General features: G+C 37.9%; 19 protein-coding genes. 12 read left to right on the forward strand and 7 right to left on the reverse strand.

Annotated elements, in window-relative coordinates; translation table 11 throughout:
* Positions 1-248 precede the first annotated feature (248 nt).
* From IHV11_RS07680 to IHV11_RS07705, 6 genes are all read left to right on the forward strand, one after another.
* Positions 249-755, forward strand: coding sequence for a metal-dependent hydrolase (locus IHV11_RS07680; RefSeq protein WP_197194244.1), 507 nt, complete (start codon positions 249-251; stop codon positions 753-755).
* An 83-nt stretch (positions 756-838) separates the two neighbouring features.
* A complete protein-coding gene (locus tag IHV11_RS07685; protein WP_197128004.1) occupies positions 839-1,354 on the forward strand; it encodes a type 1 glutamine amidotransferase domain-containing protein in 516 nt (171 codons plus the stop codon).
* Positions 1,355-1,467: 113 nt separating this feature from the next.
* Positions 1,468-2,292: an EcsC family protein gene (locus IHV11_RS07690; protein WP_197194245.1), complete on the forward strand. Its 825-nt coding sequence runs from the start codon at positions 1,468-1,470 to the stop codon at positions 2,290-2,292.
* A 200-nt stretch (positions 2,293-2,492) separates the two neighbouring features.
* Positions 2,493-2,726, forward strand: a complete 234-nt coding sequence (locus tag IHV11_RS07695) for a hypothetical protein (protein ID WP_197194246.1) — start codon at positions 2,493-2,495, stop codon at positions 2,724-2,726.
* Positions 2,727-2,810: 84 nt separating this feature from the next.
* On the forward strand, positions 2,811-4,304 hold the full coding sequence (locus tag IHV11_RS07700) for an amidase (RefSeq protein WP_197194247.1): 1,494 nt from the start codon (positions 2,811-2,813) through the stop codon (positions 4,302-4,304).
* A 140-nt stretch (positions 4,305-4,444) separates the two neighbouring features.
* Entirely contained in the window at positions 4,445-5,002 is a 558-nt protein-coding gene (locus IHV11_RS07705; RefSeq protein ID WP_197194248.1) for a cysteine dioxygenase, read from the forward strand.
* A gap of 52 nt (positions 5,003-5,054) precedes the next feature.
* Here IHV11_RS07705 and IHV11_RS07710 read toward each other — a convergent pair whose 3' ends face one another.
* Together IHV11_RS07710 and IHV11_RS07715 are read right to left on the reverse strand one after the other, a co-directional pair.
* The gene (locus IHV11_RS07710; protein WP_231620207.1) at positions 5,055-5,678 is read right to left on the reverse strand and encodes a sterol desaturase family protein; all 624 of its coding nucleotides are present in this window, start codon (positions 5,676-5,678) and stop codon (positions 5,055-5,057) included.
* Positions 5,668-6,366 carry a GntR family transcriptional regulator gene (locus tag IHV11_RS07715; protein ID WP_197194250.1) on the reverse strand — a complete coding sequence of 233 codons (699 nt, stop codon included), beginning with the start codon at positions 6,364-6,366 and terminating at the stop codon, positions 5,668-5,670. Before IHV11_RS07715 ends, IHV11_RS07710 begins: the two co-directional genes overlap by 11 nt.
* A 228-nt stretch (positions 6,367-6,594) precedes the next feature.
* Here IHV11_RS07715 and IHV11_RS07720 point away from each other — a divergent pair, with 228 nt between their 5' ends.
* From IHV11_RS07720 to IHV11_RS07730, 3 genes are all read left to right on the forward strand, one after another.
* Positions 6,595-8,097: a spore germination protein gene (locus IHV11_RS07720; RefSeq protein WP_197190985.1), complete on the forward strand. Its 1,503-nt coding sequence runs from the start codon at positions 6,595-6,597 to the stop codon at positions 8,095-8,097.
* Positions 8,094-9,305 (forward strand): Ger(x)C family spore germination protein, encoded by a 1,212-nt coding sequence (locus IHV11_RS07725; protein ID WP_197194251.1) that lies wholly within the window; start codon positions 8,094-8,096, stop codon positions 9,303-9,305. Before IHV11_RS07720 ends, IHV11_RS07725 begins: the two co-directional genes overlap by 4 nt.
* A 147-nt stretch (positions 9,306-9,452) precedes the next feature.
* A complete protein-coding gene (locus IHV11_RS07730; protein WP_197194252.1) occupies positions 9,453-10,568 on the forward strand; it encodes a GerAB/ArcD/ProY family transporter in 1,116 nt (371 codons plus the stop codon).
* Here the strand turns inward: IHV11_RS07730 and IHV11_RS07735 are convergent.
* Positions 10,562-12,394 carry a terpene cyclase/mutase family protein gene (locus IHV11_RS07735; protein WP_197194253.1) on the reverse strand — a complete coding sequence of 611 codons (1,833 nt, stop codon included), beginning with the start codon at positions 12,392-12,394 and terminating at the stop codon, positions 10,562-10,564. The two genes, IHV11_RS07730 and IHV11_RS07735, sit on opposite strands and share 7 nt — an antisense overlap.
* Before the next feature lie 149 nt (positions 12,395-12,543).
* Between IHV11_RS07735 and msrA the strand changes: the two genes are divergently transcribed.
* The gene (gene msrA, locus IHV11_RS07740) at positions 12,544-13,068 is read left to right on the forward strand and encodes a peptide-methionine (S)-S-oxide reductase MsrA (protein ID WP_197194254.1); all 525 of its coding nucleotides are present in this window, start codon (positions 12,544-12,546) and stop codon (positions 13,066-13,068) included.
* Positions 13,069-13,149: 81 nt separating this feature from the next.
* Here the strand turns inward: msrA and IHV11_RS07745 are convergent, their stop codons facing one another.
* From IHV11_RS07745 to IHV11_RS07755, 3 genes are all read right to left on the reverse strand, one after another.
* Positions 13,150-13,857 (reverse strand): DUF421 domain-containing protein, encoded by a 708-nt coding sequence (locus IHV11_RS07745; RefSeq protein ID WP_197194255.1) that lies wholly within the window; start codon positions 13,855-13,857, stop codon positions 13,150-13,152.
* Between the two features lie 129 nt (positions 13,858-13,986).
* On the reverse strand, positions 13,987-14,166 hold the full coding sequence (locus tag IHV11_RS07750; RefSeq protein WP_197194256.1) for a hypothetical protein: 180 nt from the start codon (positions 14,164-14,166) through the stop codon (positions 13,987-13,989).
* Positions 14,167-14,235: 69 nt separating this feature from the next.
* The gene (locus IHV11_RS07755; protein WP_197194257.1) at positions 14,236-14,997 is read right to left on the reverse strand and encodes an SDR family NAD(P)-dependent oxidoreductase; all 762 of its coding nucleotides are present in this window, start codon (positions 14,995-14,997) and stop codon (positions 14,236-14,238) included.
* A 108-nt stretch (positions 14,998-15,105) separates the two neighbouring features.
* Here IHV11_RS07755 and IHV11_RS07760 point away from each other — a divergent pair, with 108 nt between their 5' ends.
* Together IHV11_RS07760 and IHV11_RS07765 are read left to right on the forward strand one after the other, a co-directional pair.
* Positions 15,106-15,474 (forward strand): MerR family transcriptional regulator, encoded by a 369-nt coding sequence (locus IHV11_RS07760; RefSeq protein ID WP_197194258.1) that lies wholly within the window; start codon positions 15,106-15,108, stop codon positions 15,472-15,474.
* A 21-nt stretch (positions 15,475-15,495) separates the two neighbouring features.
* Positions 15,496-16,560 (forward strand): P1 family peptidase, encoded by a 1,065-nt coding sequence (locus IHV11_RS07765; RefSeq protein WP_197194259.1) that lies wholly within the window; start codon positions 15,496-15,498, stop codon positions 16,558-16,560.
* 74 nt (positions 16,561-16,634) lie between these two features.
* On the opposite strand, the gene IHV11_RS07770 is transcribed toward IHV11_RS07765, so the two are convergent.
* Positions 16,635-17,981: a GntP family permease gene (locus IHV11_RS07770; protein ID WP_197194260.1), complete on the reverse strand. Its 1,347-nt coding sequence runs from the start codon at positions 17,979-17,981 to the stop codon at positions 16,635-16,637.
* Positions 17,982-17,984: the final 3 nt, after the last annotated feature.

Here is a 17,984-nt window from a genome sequence, read left to right on the forward strand (position 1 = left end):
TAGTTGATTTCCGTTCCAGGATACTCGCTTTCCATGGGGCGTGCGGTGAGCCTCCTGCCGCTTTGCGCCTTTAGGAGTCTCCACCTGACCGCTCGTCCCATAGGAGTCTCGCACCTTGCACTCCAATCAACTTATCAAAGAAGTCAAGAATTAAAAATCATGTAAATAAGAACCCTCTATAATTAGTAAATGAAGAAGATAAAACAGTAAGGGAAACGACACAACGAGAGAAATGAGAGATACATAACATGAAGAGCAACACACATTTACTTGGAGGCGTTGTTGCAGGGGCCCTTTATAAGGCTTTAACTGATTTGCCTCCAGAGACTCTGCAGCATGAATTGACTTTTTTTGGTGCGGCTGTTTTTGGCAGCTTGCTTCCAGATCTTTGTCATCCAGGATCATATTTAGGGAAGAAAACCGTTTTTTTATCAAGAACAATTTCTAAGACATTCGGGCATCGTACGATTACTCATAGCTGGATGATGATTTTAGTATTATTTTTGTTGCCACAATGGATAGATTGGCGTTATGAAGAAAGTTTAAGCATCGGCTTGGTAGTAGGAGTACTTTCGCATCTTATTCTAGATGCTGCGACATCTAGGGGTATTCAACTTCTTTATCCGCTACCTATTCGCTTTCGTTTTCCTTTCTACACGAAAACAGGCTCAAGAACAGAAACGAACATAGCGTCATTACTCGGATTATTAGCCGCTGTCTTGATGATTCATCTATATATTGTGTCCCTGTTTTAAAGCTAGAACTTAAAAAAGGGTTTAATTTACTTCCTCAATGGTAATACAACAATTGTATACAAAAAATGAGGAGTGGTTAAGTAATGGCTAAAATTGCAACAGTACTCGCAAACATGTTTGAAGATGTAGAATATACGGAACCGGCAAAAGCTTTTCGAGAAGCTGGCCATGAGGTAACCGTTATCGGCTCAGAAAAAGGGGCAACACTTGAAGGAAAACAAAAGGAAGCTCAAGTAACGACAAATGCCGCAATTTCAGAAGTGTCACCTAATGATTATGATGCGCTTTTCATTCCCGGTGGATTTTCGCCTGATATTTTAAGAGGTGATGACGAATTCGTTCAGTTTACGAAACATTTTGCTGATGAAGGGAAGCCTGTATTTGCAATCTGTCATGGTCCGCAGCTCTTGATTTCTGCAGAGGTTCTAAACGGAAGAAGCATTACCGGATTTAAGTCCATTCATGTTGATCTAAAAAACGCTGGAGCAACAGTTAAGGATGAAGAGGTTGTCGTTTGTGGAGGTAATCTTGTAACGAGCCGCCAACCAGATGATATTCCTGCCTTTATTCGAGAGTCATTAAAAGCCCTGCAACAATAAGCTAATACAAGATGAACCGTCTAGAAATAGCTTCTAGACGGTTTTTCAATGTTGAAACTAAATCTAGCACACAGCGTACAATAGGTATGAACATATAGATAGGATGAAGAACGATGGAATCGAAAGAGTATTTATTAAAAGAACTTCAACAGATCGAGAAATGGGAAAAAGATCAAAAAGGGTTATGGTTCTGGGAGCGAATTACTCGCCTGCCGTTTAAGCTGGTAGATAAAGTGACACCAAAATTTATTCAAAATAAGATTGGAACACTGCTTGATGAGATTGGTGGATACATACAAAACGGTGGTCAATATCTATCTAAAGAGCAATCGGTTTTTCAGTTCTTCGAAAAACAAACAGGTAGATCGATACATGATTTAGCAGACTTTAAAAACATACCCGTTGAAGAAATGAAGAACGTTTCCTTGGAGCTTGCAAACAAACGAAAAAGTGCTGCAACTCTACAAGGAGCCAGTACTGGAATTGGAGGTATCTTCACACTAGCGATTGATATACCTGCTATATTAGCAATCTCTTTAAAAACTTTACAAGAAATCGCGATCATACACGGATATGATCCAAATAATAAAGAAGAACGAGTCTATATCTTAAAATGCCTCCAATTTTCTACTTCTGATTATGTAGGTAAAGAAGCGATTCTTAATGAACTTGCTGCAATCAGTAAGGATGAAATGAAATCAAGAGAAGTCGTTTCTCAAATACAAGGATGGAGAGAGGTCACATTAACATTTACAGAGTCATTTGGTTGGAAAAAGCTGTTTCAGATGGTACCTATAGCAGGAATTATATTTGGAGCATTTGCCAATCGTTCAATGATCAGTGATCTTGCAGAAACAGGAACCATGCTTTACCAAAAGAGAAGGATTGTAGAACGACTAAATTCTGCTTCTAATCCTATCGTTGAATCGCAAAATTAGTAAAAGTGAAATATACGGAAAGGACATTTTTCTACTACGTTAGAAAATGTCCTTTTTTTGTAGTCTGGTCATCTTTTATACAAACCATAGAGAATCGAATTTCAGTTTAGAAGGACTAATGAACGTGTATGTTGAAAATACATGTAATACACATAAGAAATATATGTAAATAATAGAACTCAAGAAGGTGACAAGGAAACGTGGAACATATTGATAAAAGAAATCGATTAGAAGAAAAACCTTTTAGTTATCGAGAAACAAAAGATCACAACGTATTTTTAGATTACTACGGAAAACAAGTGAAAATTCTTAAAGGAAAGGAAGCAGAAAAGTTTTTAAATAGAATAAAAGCAGCAGACAGCGAAATGGCAGAACAGCTGATTATGGCTAAAATAACCGGTAATTTCAAAAGGGGTAATGAACGTAAAGCATGACATGACTTCAATTCCTTGAGATGCACAAATTCTATTAAACAATGATTTTTAAGTCATACTCATCAAAGTTCAGGAGTGAAGTAGATGAAAGGGTTCAATTACAAAGATTATGATGGATTAGGGCTTGCAGAGTTAGTTAGAAAAAAAGAAGTCAAGCCGATTGAACTGCTTGAAGAGTCCATCAAAAGGATTGATACTCTAAATCCAAAAATAAATGCTGTTATAAATACGATGTATGAAAAGGCACGGGTGATGGCTGACAATGAACAAAGTGGACCGTTTTCAGGTGTACCTACGCTGTTAAAAAATATTTCACAAGAGGTTGAAGGTGAACCGATTACTGCTGGCTCGAAAGCTTTCTTTTCTTACCGGTCAAAGATAGATTCTGAATATGTACGAAGATTAAAAAAAGCTGGCGTTGTATTAGTCGGCCAGACGAACGTTCCGGAGTTTGCGTTAGTCGCTTATACCGAACCCGTTCAATACGGTCCAACCCGGAATCCATGGAATCTGAAACATACGCCTGGCGGTTCAAGTGGAGGTTCAGCAGCAGCTGTCGCCTCTGGTATGGTTCCTTTTGCCGGTGCTAATGATGGAGGTGGTTCCATTCGAATTCCAGCATCTTATTGTGGTTTGTTTGGATTAAAACCAACAAGAGGAAGAACCCCCGTCGGTCCTAACTTAGGCCGTTCCTGGCAAGGAGCGTCAGCTGAACACGTCCTAACACGAACCGTTAGAGACAGTGCTGCCATGCTGGATCAATTGCATGGTCATGAGAAAGCAGGTGCCTTTTATACTCCAAAATATAAAGGCAGTTTCCTAGATGCTGCTAGTACTCCAATTGATGGGAAGTTAAGAATTGCTTTTTCTGTTACATCGCCGATCAAAACAGAAGTTCATCCTGAATGTCGAGATGCAGTGCTTAATTCTGCGAGAATATTAGAGTCTATGGGGCACGATGTGGAAGAAGTTGATGCTCCTGTTGATGGGGAAAAGCTAGCAAAAAGTTATTTAAATATGTACTTTGGTGAAACGGCGGCTACTTTGACGTCTCTAGAAAGTATTCTTGGCCGGAAAGTGACTTACCGAGATGTAGAACCTTCTACTTGGCTGCTTGGTTTGCTAGGAAAAGCAACTTCCGCAGAAGAATTTGTGCTCAGTATTAGAGAATGGGATATTGCAGCTCTCCAGATGGAGACCTTTCATGAAACTTATGATCTTTACATAACGCCTACGACGGCTTTTCCCCCGGCTATGATTGGAGAACTTCAGCCAAGCGCTTCTGAACAGTTTCTTATTCGTACTGTTAGTAGAATCGGTCTTGGTGGGTTATTAAAAAAGGCAGGAATCGTAGATCAGATTGCTCGAAAAAATCTAGCTAGAACTCCTTTCACTCAGTTGGCTAATCTGACTGGACAACCGGCTATGTCCGTTCCGATGCATCGTACAGAAGATGGACTACCGATAGGAGTGCAGGTCATTGCGGCAAGAGGTCATGAGAATTTGTTGCTGCAATTAGCTGGAGAGCTTGAACAATCGGAACATTGGATAGATGTGCGTCAAAATCCTTTATTTTAAATCGTCTAGCACCTGCTAGGCGATTTTTTTATTAGCGAACAAAATTTACTATCATTCACATAAGTGGCAAGTACATGTTCATACAATAAGAGGAGTTCTTCGCTATCTTTCATTCTTAATAAATTATCGAAGGAGGTAACATGGTGAGAACGATTCAAAAGTCATTGACCATACTCGATTCATTAAGCGATCCTTCAAAGGAAGATCTCAAGACAGCGTTGATTTCTTTAAATATAGAGCTAGAGGATGTTCAAACTGAACTTAAAATTTCAGAGAGTAAACCGTATTATAGAAAGCTGTTATATCAGAACGAAGATGTAGAATTATTGGTAATGAATTGGTCACAATTAGAGTGTGCTCCGCATGATCACGGTTCTTCTCAAGGTTGGATCAAAGTGCTTAGTGGTTCTTCCAAAAATACTGTTTATGAGATTAGTGAAAATGGGTTGCCTTCTGAATTATTTACATCGACTCATACTAAAGACCAGATTTTCTACGCACCTAAAAGAGGAATCCATAAGATGAAGGCTGAAGAAAGTAGCGCTCTTGTCACACTCCACCTCTATTCGCCACCCATTAGTGGTATGAAAGTATATGATCTTGAAAAATGTTCAGTGTGTGTCGTCTCTGATGATTGCGGAGCATGGTGGCCAGATGAGCAGCGACAAAAGTTAAAAGAGGTACAGTTGAATTCTTGAGTAACAGATACGAAGTCCAATTAAAGGAAAAGTTTAATTGGACTTTTTCTATTCACTCTTTACTTCTTTTTTCTAAGTCTTTAGCAGTATCGCTCAATTCCACCTCTTTTTCATCCTTTAACGTCCCAAACAATACATCGATAAAGGGAGTTGAAACGCCGTACCAATAGTTCTCGTTTTTATAATGATGCAAAGTATGTGTCTTCTTAATCCATCTGCCAAACTTGGTTTTCGGCTTCAGCGGCCTATGAGCCACATAATGTTTCCATTCATAGACGAAAAACATAAATAAAAGACCGATAGAAAAAGACAAGGTGTACTGAATTGCTTGTGTGAAGAGAAAAAAGAGGGTAGATAAAAGAAAGAGGCTAGGGATGCTATACCAAATTGGCAGGAATAACAACTTTAATTCATTTGGCTTTTTATGATGATCATAGTGTAATCTCTTTATTAATTTGAACAGAATTGTATTTTTAGGTGCTTTAATATGAAAGAAAAAACGATGCGTGAGATATTCGCTGAACATGTAAATCAAAATACCTAGTGGAAAGAAAAGTAGAACTGTTGTCGTAAGGTTCATCGTAAACAGAAAGCTGGTTATTAAGAAGAAAATAATCATCATAACTACTATATCAAAATGCAAGAAAAAATCTCGATATATTCGTTTACTCTTCATTGTTCTTTCCTCCATTCATCTTTTTCTTCCAAAGACTTAGACTATCTTCCATCATGGATTGCGTTAATTTTTCAGTTCCTTCAATGTCACCGATTAATATTGATTCTAACAGGACTACGTAATACTGTTTAGATAACGATCGAGAAGAGGAATCATCGAAGTATTGGAGTGCCATTCTGTAATAAACATCTTTAAAGCTATTCAGGATTAGGCAATAGATCGGGTTAGGAGATAATTGAGCCATATCTTGCTGCAGATGATAATCAAAAAGAGCATATGAAGCTGGTTCATCTTTCAATTCATCCAGAGATGAAAACAAAGATATTAGTTTTACTCGGTTATGTTTAACCGCATCTTTTATATATGTTGGGGTTAAAGAAACCCTAAGTTCAAGCATATACACAATAAATTCATCAGGAATTTCGTCTTGCAGTTGAAGAATGGTAACGATCGTCATTAAGTTTCCTTGTTTCCAATATTCATTTACCGTGGCTGGCAGTCCCTTATGAAAAACGATCCAGCCATCCCGCTCTAATCGCTGCAAAGCCTCTCTAATTGTTGGTCTTCCTACATTGTAAATCGATGATAAATCTCTTTCAGAAGGGATTGATTCATGAATTTCTATTTTTCCTTGTAGAATGGATTGGATGATTTGTTGGCCGATCATTTCAGAAGAACGCTTCTTCATGGCAAGTTACACCTCATTCTTATGGTAATACCAATTATTGATGCTGGTCTTACCAAATATATGAATGCAGTTGATTTTCATGACATTATTCAAAATCAATCATGATTCCACAAACCACCTGTCCTTAGATGCAGGTGGTTTGTGTGTCTTGCGATTTACCTAAACTGTATAAAACAGAAGGCAGTTACAAAAGCTGAGAACATCAATGATTTAGAAGGAGGGAAAGAGATGAGCCAGCAATTTTTCAAAAGAAAACGTCACGATTCCTCTTCATCAACTGAAAATTATGACCATCTTCATGTATCCTCTGATCTAAAGACGAATGTAGCAGAGATCAAGAACATTCTAGGAGAGAGTATCGATGTAAAAATCGTAGAGTTTTTAGAGATGCCTATTCCTTTTGGCATTTGTTACATCGAAGGATTGATCAACAAACAACAACTTGAATTATCCATTATTGAGCCTATAAAACGCACACAACTAGCAAATAAAACGTTACAACCGAAAGAACTTATTCATCAAACAGAAGTTTCCGCAATGATAAGTCCATGTCCTCATTTCGATTTGATCATAACCCCTGTCTTAAAAGGCCAGGTCATTATTTTTGTAGATGGGATGACAGAGGCATACTCTATTCCCCTTGAAACGTGGGAGACACGGGGTGTAGAAGAACCTGAAGCACAAACAATGGTAAGAGGTCCACGTGAAGGATTTATTGAAACGCTTCAGACCAATACAACCTTGCTGAGACGCCGAATCTCAAACCCTACTTTACGCTTTAAGCCGTTTGAAGTAGGAAAAATAACGAAAACAACAATTTTAGTTTCCTATCTAGAAAGCCAGGTCGATCAAGAAGTCTTACAAGAAGTGATAAAAAGGGTATCGAATCTAAACACTGACAAAATATTCGAAAGTGGAATGCTTGAAGAATTAATCGATGAGAACGGATACTCTCCGTTTCCTACCTTTCAATCTACAGAACGACCAGATGTAGCAGCTGCAGCTCTATCTGAAGGTAACGTTGTAATCATGTTCGAGGGTACACCATTTGTCCTTATCACACCAACAACCTTTATATCTTTTTTCCAAGCGGCTGAAGATTATTACCATCACTTTGATCTTTCAAGCTTTATTCGTGTGATTCGGGTGATTTCTTTCATGATATCATTAGCACTTCCGGCGGCATATATTGCTGTTACTACCTTTCATCAAGAGTTGGTTCCCACTAATCTTCTAGTCAGTTTAGCCGCTCAAAGAGAAGGTGTACCGTTTCCAGCATTCGTTGAAGCACTTGTTATGGAAACAATCTTTGAAATCTTGCGTGAAGCCGGTATTCGAATGCCCCGTCCAATTGGTTCTGCTGTTTCAATTGTAGGAGCGATTGTAATCGGTGAATCTGCTGTAGCCGCAGGACTTGTTTCCCCAGCTATCGTAATTGTCGTTTCATTGACAGCAATTTCAAGCTTCGTCTCACCTTATTATGGATTTAGTGGTGCTGCACGTTTGCTAAGGTTCGTACTAATGATTTTAGCAGCAACAACAGGCATTTTTGGAATGATTTTTTTCATGATTGGTCTACTGATCCACCTATGTTCGCTAACGTCCATGGGAAAACCTTACTTCTCACCGTTAGCGCCGTTTCAATCGGGAAAACAAAAAGACAGCCTACTCCGTCTACCTTTATGGTGGACACAAACGAAACTGCATAGAAAATGGGTAAAAAAATCATGAGGAGATGGAATATAGTTGCTGTAATCATCTCATTCTCATTGATACTATCTGGATGTGCTGGTCGAGTAGAGCTTAATGAACTCCTAATTGTATCCTCTATTGGTGTGGACTATAAAAAGAATAAAACGATCGTTCATTTTCAAGTGGTGAATCCAGGAGGCACAGCAGGTGGGCAAGGGGGTGCACCATCAGGAGGATCGGGGGGATCGGTTTACACGTATACAGTTTCAGGTGAGACCCTTTATGATGCTGTTGAAAAAGGAAGAAACATTTTACCTCGGAAATTGCTTTTTTCACATATTACAAGTGTCATTATTGGTGAAAAATATGCAAGGACCGAAGGGTTAGCTCCATTATTTGATTTTATGGAGCGAAACCATGAAGTTCGGGATAATCTCATCATGTTTGTTGCAAAAAATTCGACTGCCAAAAATATTCTCTCTATTTATACGCCAATCTTTAAGAACCCTGGTGAATCATTAAAGAATAGAGTGCGCTTAGCTGCCACTTCTACTGGTATATCAGATGGAATTAAGGAGAAAGATGTCGTACGTTGGCGATATGGAGAATTTAGGGATCCGGTCCTTCAAGGCGTAGAAATCGTTCAGTTAAATGATAGTCAAAGCGAAACATCCAATTTAGAAAATATAAATGCAAATGATAAAACTTATCGAATTACTGGACTGGCTGTCTTCAACAAAGAAAAAATGGTGACCTGGTTGAACAATGATCAAACGAGAGGTTGGTCTATTATCAATCAAAGAGTAAAGGATATCTTTATTTTGAGTCACAAATGTGATAGTCAGAAAGGTAACGTAGGATTCATGGTAAAAGACGTTGACTCTAAAACAAAGGTTCATTACACAAATGGTAATTTGAAATATGTAGTAGATGTAAAAGGGAAAGCCATTCTACAAGAAGTGACATGTGCAGTCGATATTGGTGATCCAAAAACCCTTATTGAAATGGAAAGAAGAGTGAACGAGGAACTAGCACGTCATATAAAAAGCACTGTGAAAAAGGCACAAAAAGAAAAGACGGATGTTTTTGGATTAGGAAAGTTACTCTATAATAAACATCCTGAAGTCTGGAAGAAATACAAAGAAAATTGGAAAGAAGAGTTTTCCGATGTGGAACTAGAAACAAATGTATCCATAAAACTTGAATCTGTAGGAGCGAGGGTGGAAACCATTCATGAGCAAAAATAAACCCTATCGTATTACACTTACGACTTTTTGGATCTTCTCAATGTTGAATGTGGCAACATTCCTCTCCAATAGTCAATGGCTTCCTTTTTCAAAATGGATCAATGCTATATATTCACCACTATATAAACTGATGTTTGGAGGATAAACATGAACCATACTATAAATCGATGGCAGCTTGTTTTAATCGTAATCAGTTTTATAATGGGTAGTTCCTTATTAATGGCACCTAACTTAACCGCTTTTTTCTCTGCACAGGATGCATGGATTTCTATGATATTTGCGGTAATTATCGGTTTGACCTTAAACATTATTTGGATATTGATTCTGAAACGGTACCAGTTTCGCTCTATTTTTCGTATCACCGAAGTAGCTGGAGGTAAGGTAGTTGGCACGATATTAAATATTATCATCATCTTTTATGCTCTACATTTAGCTTCATATGTGGTTAGAAACCTTAGTAACTTTATGATCTCAAATGTTATACCAGAGTCAAGTCCATGGACTTTTCAGATTATGATTATTCTACTTGCAGCATATTCCTGCTTTTATGGATTAAATAACATTGGTCGTGTAAATGAGTTTTTAACTCCATTTATGATTCTTTTTTTCATTTGTTCGTTAGCCCTTACTACGAATCAATTCAGATTTTCACACTTGCAGCCTTTTTTCGAACAAGGGATGTTAAAAATCTCGCAAGGTGCATACACGACGACTGGATTTCCATTCATCGAGATCATTCTTTTAGGAAGTGTTCTCACATATGTGAAAAACAAAGAAAAACTCTCCAAAAACTATCTGGGAGGAATCTTGTTTGGAGGATTAGCTCTTATCTTAACCGTATTTATTGCTGTAGGTGTTGAAGGAGCTTATATGGTTAAACGGCAAAGTTATCCTACTTATGAGTTGATGAGAGATATTTCAATCATCAATATTTTTGAGAGGGTAGAGGTCATCATTGGTGTTGTATGGATATTTGGAATTCTTGTTAAGATTGTCATTTGTCTATTTACAGCACTAAAGGGATTACAGCATCTATCTAAGTTTCCGAACTATCATCCCTTTTTACTTCCAGCCGGATTATTAATATGGGCGTTGAGTAACCATATCCACACGAATACAATGGAATTTACCGATTTTGTAGGGCGAAACTGGACGCTATGGTGGTTTACTTTATATCTGATTTTACTTGTTGTGTTAGGTTTAGGTATTTTGCGAAAGAAGGATAAGAATATGGATCAGCATGCAGATGATTCCACTCAATAGTATTTTCTATAATAGTGAGAAAGTGCAAGTAACGGCCAGATTTTATCATAACTGTGGTAATGGATATAAAAAGCGCCAGGTAAGCCGGCTCCTGTTGGATAGCTGGCTACTTTCTTTTTAGTTAGAAACCAATTAACAGCTTTTTTCATACTGAGATTAGGCTGGTCCGAGATAGCCGTTAATGTGTTAAGCGCCCAAGCTGTTTGAGAGTGTGTACTTTTGTTTAGGCTAACATACATTCTCTTCGTATCACTCTCACAAGACTCGCCCCAACCTCCATCTTCATTTTGAATCGATAGCAACCAGTTTTTCGCTTTTTGAATTTCTTTATCATTTTTGTGAACGCCACAGGCGATTAAACCTGTAACGGCAGCCCATGTCCCATAAATATAACAAACTCCCCATCGTCCATACCATGAACCATCTAATTCTTGATTGGCTCGTAGCCAGTTCACACCTTTTGTTATTGAGAGATGATCTTGATTCAAGCCATGGTAATTTCCTAAGAACTCTAAAGTCCTGCCTGTAATATCTGGAGTGGATGGATCAACTAGAGCGTCTTTTGCGTGCTTTATGGGTAGGCTTCCGATTAGATAACGATTTGTATTCTTTTCAAAGGCTGCCCATCCCCCATCATCGTTCTGCATAGATAGAAGCCATCCAAGCCCTTTTTCATAGCTTGAATAATAAGAAGAGTGGGTACGACAGTATTGTGCAATAGTACGGAGTGACACTTGAGTATCATCTAGATCTGGGTGCTGTGTATTACCTATAGAAAAGCCCCAGCCTCCTGGGATTGCATCTGGATTATGAACAGACCAATCACCATATTTATTCTGCTGTTGTGTAAGTAGAAATCTTGCTCCTTTTAATACAGAGGCGTTTGTATGTGGAACACCCGCTTCAAGCAATGTATAAAGCATGAGAGACGTATCCCATGTAGTGGATGGTGAATTCTGCAGATGCAACGTATCATCTACCTCACAAAACATATTCATCAACCCGTTCAGAGCGTTTTGAATAACCGGTGATGATGTATCAAATCCTTCTGAAAGCAGACCGTACACCATGAAAATAGTGGTTAACCCATAACTAAGAAGTGTTCCATCAGGTTCGATATGGTTTTGAATGTATGAAAGTATATTTTCTTTCTTCGTTTTCATGTATGAGTCTCTAATGTTCAACAAGGAGAACAGATTTATCCAATCTTCAATGTTGGAACCTTGATCTGATTTTCCTAATGATACTGATAGATCAGGTGTGTAGCTTGAAGTTAGTTTCTTTTTACCTTCAATCATTAACAGAACAGGAGCAAAGTGGGCTCTAGCATAGCTGCTGATATCATAACGGTTAATGGGAGAAGTAAGAGGCAGGGAAAAGAGAATGGCTGGATCGATTGGTAGCTCTGGCCAGTGATATAAACCGTTCATAGCTAAAAAGACTTTTGTTAAAAGGTCAGCATTTTTTAATCCACCATTATTTATAATGAATTGTTTGGCGGTCTGAAGTGGTTCTTCAGTGTGTATGTGGGGCTTTGAATACAAAAGAGCTGTATAGGCTTGGATCGTTGCTGACAAATTCGCCGGTTCCTCATCAGGATATACACGCCATAATCCATCGTGAGACTGCTTGGAAAGGATTCGATCGGCTATCCTTTTAATAAGGTTTTCATTTTTGTAGTCTATGGTTCGTAATAAAATGAGCATATACGCATCTGTGATCACAGAATTCTCAAAACAAAAACGCCAAGTTCCATCCGTTTTTTGGAGGGAAAGAAGCTCATTACACCGTTTATAAATTTCAGATTCAATTTCTTTAAAATTCAAATTCCTCACCGCACTTTATCCATAGTGCTTACAGTGTATGTCGTATATAGGTTATCCTATGAACAGGTAAGTGCAATCACTGTTCTTTTTTCGTCTATCACGATAAAATCTTTTTATGAATTGAGTTTTTGTTTTTAGGAGGAATTAGTTTGAGTAATAAACAGCTCGCAACATTCGCAGGGGGTTGCTTTTGGTGTATGGTTAAACCGTTCGATGAGCTACCTGGCATTCATGGTATCGTATCTGGTTACACAGGTGGAGAACTTAACAACCCAACCTATGAACAGATTAAAACAGGTGAGACCGGGCATCGTGAAGCGGTTCAAATCACATTTAATCCGGAGGTTTTTCCGTATCAAAAATTGTTAGATCTGTATTGGCCGCAAATTGATCCAACGGATGATGAAGGACAGTTTATCGACCGTGGAACACAATATAGAACGGCGATCTTTTATCATACGGAAGAACAAAGAGAACTTGCCGAACAATCTTTAAAGAATTTAGAAGAAAGCGGAAAGTTTAAAAAGCCGATCGTAACAGAAATTTTACCAGCAAGCGTGTTTTATGAAGCTGAAGAATATCATCAAGATTTTTACAAGAAAAACCCAAAAGCTTATAAAGAAGAGCGCGAAACTTCAGGCAGAGACACTTTCATTGAGCAGAATTGGAAGTAAGAGGACTGTAATATTATTATGTAAACTTTAAAGCGACTTTTATTAGAATCTCTATTTTATACAAAGGGCGTATGGAGAGAATTACTCAACATCCATAGGAGAATATAGCTTATCATCATGGATATCTATATACAGTTTATTGCTGCTAGTAAGTAGTGCATAAACTACACTTTCAATTGTAAGATTACGTTTCTTGAGTTCCGAGAACAGCCATTCTTTAGAGATGTTATTTTCTTTTAAGTTGTTCAGTAGGATCTCACCATCCATCATCAACTCGATGGGGAGCTTCACTTCTTCTTTAAAGATATGTAAGTCTTTACGGGTGACAGCAAGGTGCGCTTCTTTTTTCTTTACAGAGAGAAGTCCGTTATTCTCAACGAGTGCGTAGTCTACATCGTCTATAGAGAAAATATCTTTTTGCCTAAGCTGCTGATTTAAATAATCAAGGGTGTAACGCATTTTTCTCATATTATGCTCTAATATTTTTCCGTTCTCAATAACGACAGTCGGATCTCCTGCTACGTATTTGCGAGCTCTTTTACTCTTTAAGGAAAGAAATGCAGAAAGATAGATCAGAAGAACAAAGATGAAGAACACGAGAAAGATATAACGCGCTTTTACTTCTAAGGCAAATGCTAAGTTTGCAGTGACAGATCCGAGCGTGACGACAGCGATAAAATCAAAGATCGTCATTCTTGAAACGGTTTGTTTGCCTAAAATACGAGCAGCAAAAAATATAGAAAAAAAGGCAATTATAGATCGAAAAATTACATCAACATAAGGATTCACGTTGGTCACATCCCAGAAACTACAATTTAAAAACTATATTATCTTTTTATCCAACTTGTTGTAATTTAAGTCGATTAGTTCACTAAAAGGTAAAAAAACGCACAGTATAAAACCTGTGCGTTTTCGTGTTTACTTCTTGTTCTTCTTATACTGATTCAACACATGAACCATACCTTCTTCAATAAGTTCATTCGCTGGTTTATCAAGTTTTTTAGCTAATATCTTAATCTCAGTGTATAACGAATGGCTTAAAGTAGTATTTACATTTTTTCGATCATGGTTCTTTTTTCTTATCTCGCTTGAATACATGTGCATACCTCCAACAGGAGACTTCTTAATCTTCTTGATTCAGTCTATCATAATATAGAGGTGGTACGACTATTTTCTTTGTCTAGCTGCATACGGATAGATTGGGTCTTTTAAGTGGAATTCATAGGTCTCACCATCAACGATACCAACTATTTTCTCACTATCGTATAAATTCAGTAAGAATTCAGCCATCTCTTTACTTGTATGAAATTTTGGGACAGTTCCTTCATACTGAAAGTCTTCGAGATCCATGGAACGCTTTGCAAATTCTGTCTCAGTAGCAGCTGGAGCCAATACTTTTGCTTGCATGGCTTGTCCTTTACTCTTTAATTCCTGTGCAAGTCCTTCTGTAAAGGCACTCACATAAAATTTGGATGCACAATATGTTACAGCGTCTGCAACAATCGTGTAGCCTCCGCCAGAAGATATGTTGATAAGCTGTGTACCTTCAACCTCAGCATAATCTCTAACATAAAGAGAAGAAAGAACGGTTAATGCTTCAATATTTAAATGAATCATCGTTTCAATTTTATCTAAATTTTGCTCACCAACTGAAGCGAAGTTCCCAAATCCAGCATTGTTAATCCAAGTTTCAATCTCATATTCCTTTAGACTTCCGTAGAAATCATGTACTTTAGCGGTTATTGATAGATCAACTGTGTAAACAACAACGTCAAGATCTGGATACATAGACAATACGTTTGCTCTAAGTTGCTCTAATTCTTCTGTTCTCCGAGCTGCAATAATTAAATTCTTACCTCTAGCAGCAAATCCAAGTGCCGTTTCGTATCCAATTCCAGAGCTCGCTCCCGTAATTACTGTGTATTTCATTAAAATCACTCCTCAAATTTATTCATTTGGTAATTCCTCTTGTGTTTTATTATACTGATTAGAGTAAACTCTAAGTCAAGGAACTAGATAACTGTTGGGGTGATTAATATGTATTCTATTGGAGAAGTAGCTAAACTTCTTAACGTATCAACACATACACTGCGATTTTATGAGAAAGAAAAGATCATCACACCAGAACGAACAGTTCGTGGTGATCGACGTTACTCTGAATACCATGTTCAATGGCTGCGTTTTGTTATCAAACTTAAAGAAACGAAAATGCCGCTTGCTCAGATTCAGGAATATGCTTCTTTATTTTTACAGGGTGATCAAACTACTCATAAGAGGTTGAAATTATTAAAAAATCACCAAGATCATGTTAAGAATCAGGTACAAGTATTAATGGAAATTGATGATATGTTGCGTAAAAAGATATCAGCATATGAAGAATATCTTCGTAATCAAGATTTCAACTAAACATAAGGAGGTGCTACTTACATGACACAGAAACGGATTAGAGATTTCGGGGTGAAGATTGGTAAGATAGAAACCGGGGCTTTTAACTCAATTACAGATGTTGAAGGAGTTACAGTAGGGCATGTAACGCTAAGCGAAGGGAATATGCAAACAGGGGTTACTAGCATCATTCCTCATGACGGAAATACATTTATGGACAAACTTATCGCTTCGAGTCATGTGATCAATGGATTCGGGAAAACGATGGGAACCATTCAGATGAAAGAACTAGGGGTGTTAGAAACTCCTATCATACTGACTAACACGTTGAGTATAGGAACCGCCGCAGATGCCTTAATTCAATATATGTTAGATAAGAATCCTGAGATTGGCCAGATAACAGGTACAGTAAACCCTATCGTTGGTGAATGTAATGACATGTTTTTGAATGATGTAAGAGCACAATTTGTAAAAAGAGATCATGTCGTAAAAGCTATAGAAAATGCCGGAAAGGAAGTAAAGGAAGGCAGTGTTGGAGCGGGAGCGGGAATGCTTTGCTATTCCTTAAAAGGTGGAATCGGTACGTCTTCAAGATGTTTTTCAATCGACAACGAAACGTTTACGATTGGCGTACTTGTATTGTCAAACTTCGGCATATTAAGCGACCTGCTGATAAACGGTAGAGCTATCGGACAAGAATTAAAGGAAGCTTTACTAAAATCGTGGGAAGAAAAGGACAAAGGATCTGTCATGATTATCGTAGCTACAGATCTACCCGTTTCTGAAAGACAACTGAACCGAATTATTAAGAGATCTGTGACAGGTTTGTCAAGAACGGGTTCGATTATTACGCACGGCAGCGGGGAAGTGGTGATTGGTTTTTCAACAGCAACTAAGATTCCTCATAATAAACCGAATCAGATTACTATGATTCCAACGATACATGAAGAAGATATGGATCTAGCATTTCGTGCTGTTGGAGAAGCTGTAGAAGAAGCAGTGTTAAACTCCATAGTAACAGCTACACATGTCAAAGGCCGAGACGGGAATGAACGGCCAGCGTTCAAAGATCTTCTAGAAGAATTCGATATACAATTATCGGAATGATAATTAAAGCTTAAACGCACAATACATAAAGAAATCCCTATCGAATATCATTCGATAGGGATTTCTTACATTTGTTATACAAATAGATTTAATAGAAGGATGAAACCTAATCCAGCCACTGAGATAATGGTTTCTAATAAAGTCCATGTTGCAAACGTTTCTTTCATACTTAAGCCAAAATACTCTTTGAACATCCAGAAACCTGCATCATTCACGTGTGATGCTATTAAACTACCAGCTCCTGTTGCAAGGACAACTAACGCAAGGTTAACATCGGTTTGACCTAATAATGGGATGACTAGACCCGCTGTTGTTAATGCAGCTACTGTTGCAGATCCTAACGAAATTCGAAGGATGGCTGCGATAATCCATGCTAGTAAAATCGGGGAGAACGTAGTGTCTTTGAACAACTCAGCTACATAATCGCCAACGCCACCGTTGATCAATACTTGTTTGAAGGCTCCGCCTCCACCGATGATTAATAGCATCATTCCGATATGAGTGATAGCTGTCGTACATGAATCCATAACTGTTTTAATCGGTATATTTCTAGCTAATCCCATCGTATAAACAGCTACAAGTAATGAGATCAGCATGGAAGTAGATGCGTCACCAACAAAGCGAATCACTTCAAATGTCTTTGAGTCTGCAATACCCATCGTGTTCTGAACAAGTGTGATTACAGTAGCGATAGACATTAAAATAACTGGAAGCATCGCTGTAAACACTGAGATACCAAATGAAGGTGTATCTTCTAATTTAAATACTTTCTGTTCACCTAGTGAAGCAATATTTCCTGTTTTGTTGAATGAGTCAGGAACAATCTTTTTTGCAATCTTTGTAAATACTGGTCCTGCAAGAATTACAGTAGGGATTGCAATAATAAAACCATAAAGCAATACTTCACCAATATTAGCACCAAATTCTCCTGCAATTACCGTTGGCCCCGGGTGAGGAGGTAAGAATCCGTGTGTTACTGAAAGAGCTGCTACCATTGGAATACCTAGATAAAGAATGGAAACGCGTAATTGTTTTGAAATGGCAAAAACGATCGGAATTAATAGAACAAGACCTACTTCAAAGAATAAAGCGATACCAATAATGAAAGAAGCAACAACAATCGCCCATTGAATTTTCTTTTCACCGAATTTCTCAATGAGTGTGATAGCAATCCGCTGAGCACCGCCGGCATCAGCAATTAGTTTACCTAGCATGGCACCTAGACCGAAAATTAATGCCAGGTGTCCGAGTGTTCCACCTAAACCAGCTTCAATTGATTTTACAATTTCACCAAGTGGCATACCTAGTGCTAATGCAACACCGAAAGATACGATGATTAAAGAAATGAATGTGTTTAATTTGAAATACATGATCAATAATAACAATGCTAAAATTCCACAAGCTACAATAAATAATGGCATGAT

Origin of the sequence: Fictibacillus sp. 26RED30 (genome assembly GCF_015903845.1) — a bacterium.
GTDB classification, from domain to species: domain Bacteria; phylum Bacillota; class Bacilli; order Bacillales; family Fictibacillaceae; genus Fictibacillus; species Fictibacillus phosphorivorans.

Coding starts and splice junctions, on each gene's coding strand:
- IHV11_RS07760 (WP_197194258.1), top strand. CDS start 15,106: ATGTATTCTATTGGAGAAGTAGCTAAACTTCTTAACGTATCAACACAT.
- IHV11_RS07715 (WP_197194250.1), bottom strand. CDS start 6,366: ATGAAGAAGCGTTCTTCTGAAATGATCGGCCAACAAATCATCCAATCC.
- IHV11_RS07725 (WP_197194251.1), top strand. CDS start 8,094: ATGAGGAGATGGAATATAGTTGCTGTAATCATCTCATTCTCATTGATA.
- IHV11_RS07720 (WP_197190985.1), top strand. CDS start 6,595: ATGAGCCAGCAATTTTTCAAAAGAAAACGTCACGATTCCTCTTCATCA.
- IHV11_RS07705 (WP_197194248.1), top strand. CDS start 4,445: ATGGTGAGAACGATTCAAAAGTCATTGACCATACTCGATTCATTAAGC.
- IHV11_RS07765 (WP_197194259.1), top strand. CDS start 15,496: ATGACACAGAAACGGATTAGAGATTTCGGGGTGAAGATTGGTAAGATA.
- IHV11_RS07680 (WP_197194244.1), top strand. CDS start 249: ATGAAGAGCAACACACATTTACTTGGAGGCGTTGTTGCAGGGGCCCTT.
- IHV11_RS07730 (WP_197194252.1), top strand. CDS start 9,453: ATGAACCATACTATAAATCGATGGCAGCTTGTTTTAATCGTAATCAGT.
- IHV11_RS07755 (WP_197194257.1), bottom strand. CDS start 14,997: ATGAAATACACAGTAATTACGGGAGCGAGCTCTGGAATTGGATACGAA.
- IHV11_RS07685 (WP_197128004.1), top strand. CDS start 839: ATGGCTAAAATTGCAACAGTACTCGCAAACATGTTTGAAGATGTAGAA.
- IHV11_RS07700 (WP_197194247.1), top strand. CDS start 2,811: ATGAAAGGGTTCAATTACAAAGATTATGATGGATTAGGGCTTGCAGAG.
- IHV11_RS07750 (WP_197194256.1), bottom strand. CDS start 14,166: ATGTATTCAAGCGAGATAAGAAAAAAGAACCATGATCGAAAAAATGTA.
- IHV11_RS07690 (WP_197194245.1), top strand. CDS start 1,468: ATGGAATCGAAAGAGTATTTATTAAAAGAACTTCAACAGATCGAGAAA.
- IHV11_RS07770 (WP_197194260.1), bottom strand. CDS start 17,981: ATGCCATTATTTATTGTAGCTTGTGGAATTTTAGCATTGTTATTATTG.
- IHV11_RS07710 (WP_231620207.1), bottom strand. CDS start 5,678: ATGAAGAGTAAACGAATATATCGAGATTTTTTCTTGCATTTTGATATA.